Annotated in this window: 7 protein-coding genes; 4 read left to right on the top strand and 3 right to left on the bottom strand. The window is 36.8% G+C overall.

Going from position 1 to position 12375, the window contains the following annotated elements; translation table 11 throughout:
* Positions 1–8 precede the first annotated feature (8 nt).
* Complete coding sequence (locus P20429_RS03690) at positions 9–1097, top strand: cell division protein FtsZ (protein ID WP_007585888.1); 1089 nt, start codon at positions 9–11, stop codon at positions 1095–1097.
* Between the two features lie 41 nt (positions 1098–1138).
* Here the strand turns inward: P20429_RS03690 and P20429_RS03695 are convergent, their stop codons facing one another.
* Together P20429_RS03695 and P20429_RS03700 are read right to left on the bottom strand one after the other, a co-directional pair.
* Positions 1139–2701, bottom strand: a complete 1563-nt coding sequence (locus P20429_RS03695) for a tyrosine-type recombinase/integrase (RefSeq protein WP_007585887.1) — start codon at positions 2699–2701, stop codon at positions 1139–1141.
* Positions 2702–2823: 122 nt separating this feature from the next.
* Positions 2824–4497, bottom strand: coding sequence for a hypothetical protein (locus P20429_RS03700; RefSeq protein WP_007585881.1), 1674 nt, complete (start codon positions 4495–4497; stop codon positions 2824–2826).
* 259 nt (positions 4498–4756) lie between these two features.
* On the opposite strand from P20429_RS03700, the gene P20429_RS19845 reads away from it, so the two are divergent.
* Both P20429_RS19845 and P20429_RS03705 read left to right on the top strand, forming a co-directional pair.
* Entirely contained in the window at positions 4757–5005 is a 249-nt protein-coding gene (locus tag P20429_RS19845) for a YfhL family 4Fe-4S dicluster ferredoxin (protein ID WP_033027073.1), read from the top strand.
* 214 nt (positions 5006–5219) lie between these two features.
* Entirely contained in the window at positions 5220–5921 is a 702-nt protein-coding gene (locus tag P20429_RS03705; RefSeq protein WP_007585874.1) for a metallophosphoesterase, read from the top strand.
* A gap of 350 nt (positions 5922–6271) precedes the next feature.
* On the opposite strand, the gene P20429_RS03710 is transcribed toward P20429_RS03705, so the two are convergent.
* Positions 6272–8569 carry a hypothetical protein gene (locus P20429_RS03710; RefSeq protein ID WP_007585872.1) on the bottom strand — a complete coding sequence of 766 codons (2298 nt, stop codon included), beginning with the start codon at positions 8567–8569 and terminating at the stop codon, positions 6272–6274.
* 492 nt (positions 8570–9061) lie between these two features.
* On the opposite strand from P20429_RS03710, the gene P20429_RS03715 reads away from it, so the two are divergent.
* Entirely contained in the window at positions 9062–11998 is a 2937-nt protein-coding gene (locus P20429_RS03715; RefSeq protein ID WP_007585870.1) for a TonB-dependent receptor, read from the top strand.
* Positions 11999–12375: the final 377 nt, after the last annotated feature.

The following is a 12375-nucleotide window of genomic DNA, read 5'->3' as shown; positions in this document are numbered from 1 at the left end:
GAGTGATTATGTTTCAATTAATTCAACAAAATGATGGTTTATCAATCGGTGTATTTGGCATTGGTGGGTGTGGCTGTAATTCGCTTAACAGTATTTTTGAACAACGCGAGTCTGAGCAGGCGCACTTGTACAGCGTTAATACCGACAAAGTGGTACTTGAACATACACAGAGTGATGAAGCAGTACTAATAGGTGCTGAGCTAACTCATGGTTATGGTGCAGGAGCCGACCCTAAAGTTGGACTACAAGCGGCAGAAGAGAGTAAAGAGCAGCTTTTAACGCTTATTAATGGCTGCGATATAATTCTGTGTGCAACAGGGTTGGGGGGCGGTACTGGGACTGGCGCTAGCCCGTATATTGCACAACTTGCTAGTGAGCAAGGTAAGCCCATTATATTTGTTGCTACATTACCATTTAGTAGTGAAGGGCAGTTTAGAAATAATATAGCGCAAGCAGGTTTAAATGAGCTTAAAGAGCATGCTAATGCGGTTATTACTCTCCCAAACGATCAACTGATTGAGGTGCTTGGTAACGATATAGGATTATTCGATGCGTTTAAACATTCAAACCAAATACTCCACTCACTGATAAAATCACTCATCGACATGCTTTGCTATCAAGGCTTAATAAACGTTGATTTAAATGATTTTGCGAAAATTATGGATTGCCAAGGCGATGCTGTACTTGGCGTAGGCAAGTGTAATGATGAGAGCGAGCTCACTACTGCACTTGATAGTGCACTCAATAACCCACTGGTTAATCAGGTAGATATGTCATCAAGTACTGGCGTGATAATACAAGTAAATTGCAAAGATGAAATCTCACTGGGTAGCTATAACCTTATTACTGATACTGTGCGTCAGCAGGTAAGCCCAAACGCATTGGTTATTTGTGGTGTTTCAAAAATTGAAAACTTAACAACCAATTATGAGCTACTGGTTATTGCTACGGGCGCGAGTTCAAAAATGATACTTGATGAAACTAGAATTGAGTCAAACTCTAAAGTAGTCGCCACTAAACCAAAAGCATCTGATATTTTTGATATTCCTGCTTTTATAAGAAATCAATCTGCACCACCTAGTAAAAGCTCTTTATAGATTTGTAAATAACGACAACGCTGTATAGCAATATGTAAGCGCTACTCTAATATTTGCAAAGGACGGCTCTTTTTAAGCTTTTGGGGTAGCTGAACTATATTACTCCAGATAGTGGAATAAGCACTTACTGTGCTTTTGACGTTAGCGACAAATTTATTTGAATAATCAAATTTTAAAAATGATTTTTTAGCCGTTTTGTTTTTTAACTTAGCCTGTATTTTTACTTCTTTAAGTATTTCCTTCTCAAATAGGGAAAAGTTTTTATAAAGTGCTTTAATATCAGTGTTATATATTTTATTCGAGTGGTCATAATGTTTACTCATCGGATCGTGCTCTGAAACAGAGTGATGAAGCATTTTTTTAGACTCAATTTCAGCAATTGTTGATGACCCAATTTTTTTAGTTAGCACTTCTTTCATATGCGATTTTAAGAAGCTGCGAAGCAGTGTTGGAAATGCGCCGGCTGAGCCTTTTATATTTATGTTATCTCGCGGGGCCGCCACCATGTTTTTTGGTGCATGATATTTAAGAGCTCGGTTTAAACTCTCTTTACTTATGGGGTTTGAGCCGTTTTTAACCTTGCAGAATAAATAGGTGCGGTTTCTGTCTGGGTTTAATTTTAATTCTTGTTGTATCGCTTTTTTCATCTCGGGTGTGAGTTGTATTTTAAACTCTTTTTGGTTTTTCATAGCACCGCGAGTGGTATGGGTTGTTTCAGGAAACGTTAAAAATTTAGGATTATTTAAATCATCTATATACGACAGACGCAGATTACAAATATTTATGGGCCTTAGCCCAGTAAACATCATCAGTAGTACGGCATTTATTAATGTATTATTTTTAGCCGCTTTTAGGCCTATGTATAGCTGAGAAATTAGAGATATATCAGTATATGCCTTACAAGGAATAGGCTTCGCCGTTCGAGAAGATATATAATTATTGTCTATCTCTAGGAATGGATTAGTGCCGTTATTATATTTATTTTTTGCGAACACCCACAGCTTTTTCATCTGCTCGAATAACTTAGCCACATGCGGACCACTTTTCTCTGTTAGCAGTTGGTCAAGCGTTGCTTCTATTATCTTAGGCGTAATAGTTTGAAATAACGTATTTTTACCAAAGGCATTTTGAATTGCATTAAGGTAAGAGGTGTATGTTGTTACTGTGGTTTCAGCTAAGTTGCTAGGGCTATGTTTATTAATTGCCTGTAAGTTTTCTATTTGTTTACTCACTACAAATTCGAATGTGTAATTAGAGGTGTTCTTTTTGTATATTTCGGCCGCTTTTAATTTTGCTGCTGAAAAACTCATATTATTAGAATCACCAATCTTTGTGTTTTTTATGCCATGTTCTTTTTTTAAATGAGTAAAAAATTTAATAATGCCATCATGCTGGAATACAATTCTTATTTGATCTTTGAGCTGGTACTTTGAAAGCCTTCTACCTTTGTCCTGCGCTAATATAATAGTCGCAAGGCTTGCTAGCTCTTCCATTGACTCGTCATTATACGGTGGCCTAAATGCATTAAATTCAGCCATGTAAAGGTCACGACTTTTAATCGTGACCTCACATGGTTTTATTGAATTTAATACTGATGTTGCCATTAATATATAAGCCTTAAAAAGTTAAAATCATCAAATAACTGATGAGGTATCGCTCTAATAAGGCAATGATATGAATTTAATTTTTTTTACAAAAACTTTGGTAAGTCGAAATTAAACTTTTTTTAATTATTTTTTGCTTTAGCTTCTTGGTCAGTTAAATACCTCTCAACAACAGCTCTTCCTTCTTCGGTTAAGATCAAATCTTTTGCTACTCTGCCCGAATCACCAAGAGGCTGATTAATGAAGTTTACATAACCTCGTTTATAAACTAGATGATCTTTAATCCTATCTCTAAGGGCTTTCTTTTGGTTGTTTTCTTTAAGGTTTTTAGCTTGTTTACTTTGCATACCTGTAAGTCTGAGTTGTTGGCTTTCGAGTTCTTTCGCTCTTTTTAAAATACTGGCTTCATGAATTTTGAATACATTAAATTTTAGCTTTGTTGAAGTGCCAAATAGCTCTTCAGATTTATCATAATTCAAGCCGTTTGGATCGTCCTCTTTTCTGAGGTGATGAAGCGCGAGTCTGGTGAGTTCTTCTGCGTGCTTAAAATGATAGCCGTTGGCAACCATAATCGCTTTTGCGTTGGATTTAAAAAAGCTTCGGCACATTGTGCAAAATGCACCTGCAGATCCTTTCATTACAATATTTCTTTTATCTCCTTTTACTGCATCAACAGGTGAATAATCTTTAATGATCTTATCCAGCGACCTTTTAGCAAATGGTTTGTTAAGATCGCGAGGCTGAAGAAATATATGATCAGGGTTACAGTTGGGTAATGCATTTTCCATCCAGGCTCTCTGCTCTAAAATAATGGCGCGCATGGCCTTGGTTAATGGTAGCTTATATTCTTTTTGGTTTTTCATTTCTCCACGAACCCCAACAACAGATGCCGGAAAGGTAATTAAGGTTGGAAAGTCGATACTATTGAGCCACTCCCACTTCATTTGTGGAATATTAATAGGGCGTATGCCTGTCAAAATCATAAATCGCGCAGCATTTTTTTGATGTACATTTGGGGCCGATGCGAGGTTTATCCATAATTCAGCTATCGAATCTAAGTCTGTATAAACTTGGCAAGGACGGGGGCTTTCTACACGGTCAGATACGTAAAAATCATCGATATCAGCAGCTGGGTTTTTACCTGAGTTAAATTTGTTTTTAGCAAATCGCCATACTCTTCTAATTTGTGCAAACAGCTCGATTGCTTGGTTATTGGACTCTGCTTTGATAATTATATCAACAATCTTTTCTAACTCTCCAGCTGTAAGAGATTGGAACGCTCTCTTAAGCGGAAAGTGATGCCTAAGCTTTTTTATTCTGCATTGATATGTTCTGAGCGATGAAGCTGCAAATTTGGTAGGTGCGGTATTATGGCGCTCTATTAAGCTTTGTTCATATTCATCAAACACAGTTTTAATATTATGATTATTTAAAACGCCATATTTCATTTGTTCAGTGAGCTTACGCGCTTTTGCTATTGTTAATTCAGGTGCTTCACCTAACTTGGTATTCGCTATACCAGATGATTTTGGGAAGTTAGAGTAGAAAATAGCGGTGCCAGACTTGGTGAAAATTAGTCGAATATGGTGTTGTGCTTCGTATTTCGATAATCTTTTAGTCCGACTAGGTCTAAGGCCTTGTTTATCTGCACTTTTTTCTTCAAAAAATATGATATTTTGAGCCAGCGTAGCACACCGATTTATGTGCTGCATAGAAAATGGAGGTTTGAGCTGGTTCCATTCTAGTTTAGCTTTCGTGTATTGAACTTTGGTAAGCGTTGATAAAGAGTGCTTCACTTTGTAATAACCTATATAAATAAAGGCCTTGCGGCGATTTTTATTGATTGAGATCAACAAAGCAACAGAGAAAAATAGGCATAATTCGTGGCTGCAATTTACACCTAAAAATAAAATGGTGTGTTACGAATGTGTGCTACGATTTAAAGAAAAATAAAGGTTTATTATTGAACTGGACTTGTATCAAAAGTAGTCAAAAAACATTTAGTTTAACTCTATCTTTTTGTTTTATAATGATATTAATTGAAAAGGCTAAACAGTGGCTCTACTCATAAATAGTAAATGCATTAACTGCGATATGTGTGACCCAGAGTGCCCTAATGAGGCTATTTATATGGGCGCGAAGATATACCAAATAGATGCTAATAAATGTACTGAGTGTGTAGGGCATTATGATAAACCTACTTGTGTAAGTGTATGCCCTATTGACTGTATAAAGCCCGATCCTAATAAGCGTGAAAGTTTAGGTGAGCTGGCTGATAAGTTTGTGCTGCTAACGAACTTATAACTTGTTCAGGTATTTTGCTAAGCCGCTTTTTACTATCGGCTAAAAACTATCTACATTACTTATTTAGCTTGTAGCTAAAGTCCGCCGTCATGCATTTTTAGTTTCAATCAAATTTTATTACCTTCATTAATTATCAATTATATTGTGTTACCTTAAGGCTTTATAAACTCAAGTATTAATCTAAGTTTTAGATTGCATTCTATAGGAGTCTATTTTGCATATAGGTATTAACGCTATTCAGGCTGTATCTTCAAAACAAGCAATATTTATTAATGATGAGTGCCGAGTATTTGTAATTGGCGATCTTGATGGTGATTTACCTGCCTTAAAAAACGCACTTAATAACGTAAATTTTAACCCTGAAAGAGATACTTTGTTTTGCCTAGGCGACTTTGTTGATCGCGGGGATAAAACATATGACTTATTTACACACTTACAAGCCATTAGGGCATGTATGATATTAGGTAATCATGAGCATTTAATGTTGGAATCATTATTAAGTAATGATAAAGCGGCTTTTAAATTATGGACTGACAATGGTGGCAATTGGCACAAGTCGGTATCGAGTGAAAAGCTCAATGTTATGTGCGATGAGTTACTAACTAAACCTCTTTCAATAGTACTTGAATATCGCGGTTATAAAGTTGGGTTGTCTCATACATTTGCACAATCGTGGGATTGGGAAAATTACCCTGATGATAAATCGGTGATTGTGCAATCTTTATTGTGGGATCGCGAAGTGGTTAAACAAAATAAGGTAGTTAAAAGTCATGGAGTCGACTTTTCAATACATGGACATAACTCAACTAAAGCACCTTTCTGGGTGGGTAATAGCTATCATATAGATACCAATTATTATGGTGGAAAGCCTACACTCTTAGAACTCTCTGATGTTATTAATAAATTAGAGAAGTAGTATAAAGTTCGTTGGTTGTTGACCTCATATAAGTTAATTTCCAGTAAAGTACTTTTTTTGCACAATACTAAGGATGCTAAGCGTGGATATGTGCTTTAAACAAATGATCAGAAAATTATAACTATATAAATACTGAATAGCTGCGGTATAAACTTTTTTGGGGCGATTTCTACTTTTTACAGAGATTAAATTATCCCCAGTTTGAAAAATTTAACCATTAAAGAATAGCAGTTCTTTAATGGTTAAATTTTACTGAAGGAGCTATGTAGATTTTAAATTACGCAGTTAATAGCTGTTTATTTTGTGTAAGTAAATATACAAGCTCCGTTATAACCCATACACCATCTACATTATTCTGCTATAGCTACTTTCTCAGTCCAAGCTTCTGGCATGTTAAGTGCGCCAACCGCTTTTACCATACAGCGAATTTCTTTCCCAGATTCTTCACTCGTAATATCGTAGGTATTAGTTGCGGTGTATGTTAACGGATAACCATCAGCAAACCAATAATAACGAATATCTGTAATATCTTGTAAATTAGCTTGGCAGATTATGGTGCCACCAACTACTTTTTCTCCTGTAATAATTGGTTTACTGATAAAGGATTTTGGGATTTTTATTATGTTTGATGTTTTTTGTAGTACTTCAATAGAGTCTATGGTGAAGCTTTCTTGATCGCTCGTCGGATTGCCATCGTAAGATCTGAGCGCATAGTCAAGTTGCAAATCAAGCCTTTCAAGATAAGTTGGTGCGGTTGGTACACGACCAACTTCAACCCACTTTTCATTCCCAGCTTCATCTTTAATAGTCACATTTATATAAGTCATGTCATTATCAATAACAAATTCCCAGGTGTGGTATTGCCCATCCCAAAATTCAAGACCACCTTCAATTTTACTTTTTTGCTCCGTCAGTTCTCCCCAATATGCTTTGTAACTTTTATAACTAGAGTCATCTTTTGCAAATATGTTTGGTACATGAGCATAGTGGTAATGAGAAGAAAGCCCGTTCAACCAAGCTCCATTTTTTCCATCGAATTCAAACCAATCTACTTCGATGCGGTTTGCTGTTCGCCAAAACAAAAAATCAGGATTATAAGACCAAAATGCTGGAAATAACCCCCCAGGCAAATCATTTTTGTTTATTTTAGGAAGCATACTACGAATTCGAAAAATTTTTGGCCCAGTCCAAGTATATCCATGTCCAAGATCATTCACGCTATAAAAAGCACTCGCTTTCCATCTTTCGTTTTGTTTTCGTAGCAAAAGAGATTGTTTTTTTTCATCTTCATCATGGGGATAAACATTAAATGTTTCACTAGGAGGCATCAGCTGAGCACTCGCGCCAACTGCCGGATTAAACCCAGGTGCAGACCAAAGGTCAGATTCACCACTAAAACTCGCTTTTACTCGATTATTACGAAAGTCATCATAAAATACTCTTTCAAAGTCGTCTGTAGATACACGTTCCCCACCACCATTAATGCGTACTTCAGAGCTATTAATAGAGCTCCCCCAAGCCGTCCATTCTTTTTCATTATGAATATAACGATAAGGGAAGTCTTCAGCATCCATTACAGGTCTAATATTTTTATATGGATGCTTGTTTGGCAGATCAATTGAAGATATTCCATTACTAAATAACGCTTTATTAGTACTAAGACGATAAGCAGCCCAGCCAGTCATTTTTTGAACCATAGCTTCTGTTGGTTCAGTTAAACCAAATACTAATGAATCATATGCCCAAGCCATATTACCAATATCTTTATCGCCAATGTATGAGGAAGTATTACTAATCCACTCGCCTGAAAAGCGATCTGGTTGGACTGTTTCACTAGATATTAATGTACCATTTACGGAGGCGAACATCTGACCATAGCGGATCCCGGCAACAATAACATTCCATGTTTTACCATCTGCGACCACGCCATTTTTAGTGGTCATAATTCGTTTATCAAGACCATTATTATTTAGACCGACATACTGAATACTTAGACCGTTTGTTTTGTTATACCAGATTTTAGGAGATGACTTATTTGAACCTTTACCATGGTTAATATCTAATAAAACCGTTTCAGAATTATTACCTGTATTAGCATCGATCCTAAAAGTAAAAAGCATCCATCTGTAATTCCATCTAGCATCGCGCTGACCAGGCATTATTAAATATTGCCCAGAATTCTCCGTAAATTCAATACCATTATTTTTTCTTGTTTTGGCTGGTTGAAGGGAGAGATTTGCTTGTGTTGCATTAGCTATAATAGTTCCGCGAGAAGAATGATTTATTACATTACCTATTACAGTGTCTTCTTGAAAATAAGCAGACATAAGCCACTCAGGAAAAAGGTTTAAAGCCCAAGGAACTTTGGTTGTGCTATCAATTGCGCGTTTGGGAATACGCAGCGATAATGGAAGTCGACCAGTGGTTTGCTCTAGTACTGTTACCTTACCATCATCATTAGTGTCGTAATTAGCGTTGATTTCTGGATATTTTCCCCCAAGAAAATCAAGTAACAATTTACGTTCGTAGTCATCATATAAGCCATTGTCATCTAGATCAAAGTTAGATTTTGCACTGTGGGCGTTGCTGTCATTGATAAACCAAATAATAAAACATACAGCAATGATTAATTTAATATTACTTTTCATAAATAAGCTCCTATTCAAGGTTAATTTATTAGGAATATTCATCCAAGCGAGTATTAAAATACAAAATATTGAATAAACAACGATATATAAACCAGTTATATTTAGTGGTGTTTTAGCATATGACTAGATTTATACGATAATTAAAAGTAAATATCTCCCTCTGTCACCAGCTAATTCTTTAGGGTTGCGTTAAGTGTTTTTTATAGTTATAAAGTTCTTTAAATAACTTTAGTCTATATTCTTTGAAAATCTACCTAATACACCTTAAAAATAAATATTAGCTTAGGTATTAAAGGTGCTGTCTACATGAGCTTTTTATTCACTGTTGCCTGAAAGCAGCTCATCTAATTTTAAGCTCTCGTTAATAAAAGATTAAGTTTGGTTGTATAAAATTAGCAAAATTTTTTTCTTTGCGTCAATTTGATTGCTGCAGAATGATTAACTAACTTGCTTGAATCAACATAAGCAGCTTTAAACGGAATAGCACTTCCTATGACAGCACTTAGCTATAATAATAACTCAGTACACGCTTCGTCTAAACTTTCAAAATCAACATTGTGTCTTTCTATTTTATCGGCGATAGGTTGCGCCAATGCATTTAGTGCAGAAATAACCGAGGAAGCAAAAATAAAAAAAGATATAGAAGTAATAGAAGTACGTGGTATCCGTTCAAGCATGGCCGAAAACTTAGATGTAAAACGTATGTCTGGCTCTGTGGTTGATGCAATTACCGCGGAAGACATTGGAAAATTCCCTGATAAAAACGTTGCGGACTCTCTTCAACGTGTACCTGGTGTGGTAATTGAGCGTGACGGCGGGGAAGGTTCATCAGTCAGTATTCGTGGTTTATCGTCAGAACTTACTTTTACACAGCTTAATGGTAATTTTATTGCGTCTTCCCCGGGTGAACCTTCCCGTTCATTTGATTATGCTTTGTTACCGTCTTCGATGATTGAAAGTGTAGAGGTTTATAAATCGCCAGAGGCACGCTTAGATGAAGGAGGGGTTGGTGGTACTGTATTAATGCATAGCCGAAAGCCTTTGAGTATGGATGCAAACTCGGGTGTATTTAATGTAGAGAGTACTTACGCTGATGTTACAAAAGAGTACGAACCACAGTTTACGGGTTTATATTCATGGAAAAACGACGACGAAGACTTTGGTGTATTAGTTGGCTATACGTATCAGGAACGCACAAACAGGACACTTTCGGGAGGAACTGATGCAAATGTATGGCGCTACACTGGCGGTGGACAACCTACAGATATAAACGGTAACGCAGTTAATAACAATAATGGTTGGGATACTATTAATGATGCAAACGGCAACAGTTACGATGGCGTTTGGTTTCCACAAGTTGTGCGAGGCTCAGTTCTTAACGAAAAACGTGAGCGCGAAGGAATTCAAGTTAGTACACAGTGGCGACCAACAAATCGTTTAGAGCTTGGATTTAATTACTTTGGCTTTACACTCGGCCAAGACAGAACTGAATCTGTGATTGATATACCTGAGTGGTCTTTAAATTCTGATTTTTTAACTGATGTAAATCTTGATGAGTCGGGAAGTATTGTTACAGGTATGCAATACGATGCGATGGCAAGCGGTATTGAAAGTGATATGCAGTTTCCGTGGATGCGCGGCAGTTATGTACGTGAAGAATCCACCTCCGATACCTTTGATTTTAATTTAACTTATGAAGGCGATAATTTTAAAGCGCGTTTTGTTGTGGGTAATACAAAATCAGAAGGGGGGCCGGAAGAAAGCTGGGAAGCTGCATATAAAAGTTCAAACGCGGGCGAAAACGCCACTGCTATTCAAAATGCTGCTCAAACGGCAGGCTGGTCACTCAACCAAAATAATGTATCACTTAATATTGACCCTAATACACTAGCTAACTTGCAAAGTGGAATTGGAGGCGGTCGTGATGCGGGCTCTTCAAACTCAAGTTTTGTACGCAGTGAGTTAGAAGAAGATTATTACCAAGCTGATGTGGATCTTTATGTTGATTGGGGCTTTTTAAAAACAATTAGAACCGGTGTCAAATATCGTAACTCCACGCTTCATCGTGAAACTGGCAATACCTTCTTTTTAGATCCTAATTTTGATATAGCTGCAGGCGAAGCAAGCGAGCAAGGTATTACGCGTTTTGATAGCTACCAGTGGAATGGTGGAATGCCATTAGCTCAAAATGTATTTACAAGTGAGAATAATATAGTAGGGGGTTTTGATATAAACCAAATGCCAAGTATCGACTGGGACAAATACCGCGATATGGTCACTGCTAACTATGTACCTTATACACGCATTGAAGATAACTTTGTTTACGACATTGAAGAGAAGATATCTGCTTTTTATATACAAGGCGATTTTGAATTTAGTGAAGTAAGAGGTAATTTGGGCGTGCGTGTTGTGCAAACAAAAACACTTACTTCATCTACTGACTTATATACCTATCAATTAGATCACACAAATGACGAAACAGGCGAGCCAGTAACTGGTGACGCACGCTTTGTAGAAGACTATCAATTAGTCACTCAGCAAAACGAAGACACTCAAATACTACCAAGCTTTAATATAGCGTGGGATGCAACTGACGATTTAGTTATTCGTGGGGCAATAGCAAAAGTAATATCTCGTCCTGACTATAGCGATTTAGGTGCGCAGCAGCGTATTACGTTTGTATCGGATGAATGGGCAAATGATAGAGCTGCATTTAATGAACAGCCAGGTTTTAGCGGCAGTGGTGGTAATAAAAACTTAAAGCCATTTGAATCGGTACAGGCTGACTTATCTATTGAGTATTATTATGCAAAGGGTTCTGCGGTTGGATTGGCACTTTTTCATAAGAAAGTAGATAACTTTGTTGTGCCACTGGTAATTGATGTAGAGCAAAACTTTGCCGGTAAAAATAATATAGTAGATGCAGGAACCATTAATATAGCTCCGTACAGTACTGTAGGTAATGGTACCGATGCCGTATCTAAAGGCGCGGAAGTATTTGTCCAGCATGCGTTTGATAATGGCTTTGGTTTTTATGCAAACTACACCTATAACAAAACCAATAAAGCAGATGTAACAGTAAATGGTGAAGAGTTTGGTCAGTCGGCATTAATAGGCAGTGCAAAGTATCAGTACAACACCTCTGTTTATTATGAAGGTGACGCTTTTAATGTGCGCGCTTCATATAACAAACGAGGAGAGACAGTATTAGGCCTTAATAGTGGTTTAAATGTATATCAAGATCCATACGAACAGGTTGATGTTAATGCATCGGTTAATTTGTATGAAGGGCTAAGCTTAACAGCTGCTGTTATTAATTTAACTAAGTCGGAATCGGTAACGCGTTTAGGTGATGATACAGATGCACGATTACTTAACTCAAGCTATTCAGGGCGACGCTATTACGCAGGCTTTAATTATAGTTTTTAATTAACTGCATACGTAATACTTTATTAAACGCCAACTAAAAAATGTAGTTGGCTTAGCCTAACAGCACCTAATATTGTAGTTTTATCTATGCAGATAGTTTAACTGCTCATATGTTGGTTGTTTAATAGGCAAAAAAAGCTCTGCAGCCCTTTATTTGTATAGCTTTCATACTAAATTCATTTAATTGTCAAAAAGCTGAAATAAAACATTGACCCCCGCTCGAATCTCCCTATAATGCGACCCCACTGAGACGGGAAACGCCAACGCATAGCGAGGCACGAACTACTCAGAGAGTAAAATAAAACTTCGGTTTTAAATCTTCCAAAAGAAAGTTTAAAATTAAGTGTTGACTCGAAAAATAAAGGGTGTATTATTCT

The sequence above is a fragment of the Pseudoalteromonas sp. BSi20429 genome (assembly GCF_000238895.1).
Taxonomy (GTDB): Bacteria; Pseudomonadota; Gammaproteobacteria; order Enterobacterales; family Alteromonadaceae; genus Pseudoalteromonas; species Pseudoalteromonas arctica.
Note: the sequence above shows the minus strand (reverse complement) of the source record. Positions and strands in the feature narration are given on the sequence as shown.

Bases quoted from the DNA above. Each gene is read 5' to 3' on its own strand.
- P20429_RS03690 (WP_007585888.1), top strand. From the start codon at position 9: ATGTTTCAATTAATTCAACAAAATGATGGTTTATCAATCGGTGTATTT.
- P20429_RS03695 (WP_007585887.1), bottom strand. From the start codon at position 2,701: ATGGCAACATCAGTATTAAATTCAATAAAACCATGTGAGGTCACGATT.
- P20429_RS03710 (WP_007585872.1), bottom strand. From the start codon at position 8,569: ATGAAAAGTAATATTAAATTAATCATTGCTGTATGTTTTATTATTTGG.
- P20429_RS03715 (WP_007585870.1), top strand. From the start codon at position 9,062: ATGACAGCACTTAGCTATAATAATAACTCAGTACACGCTTCGTCTAAA.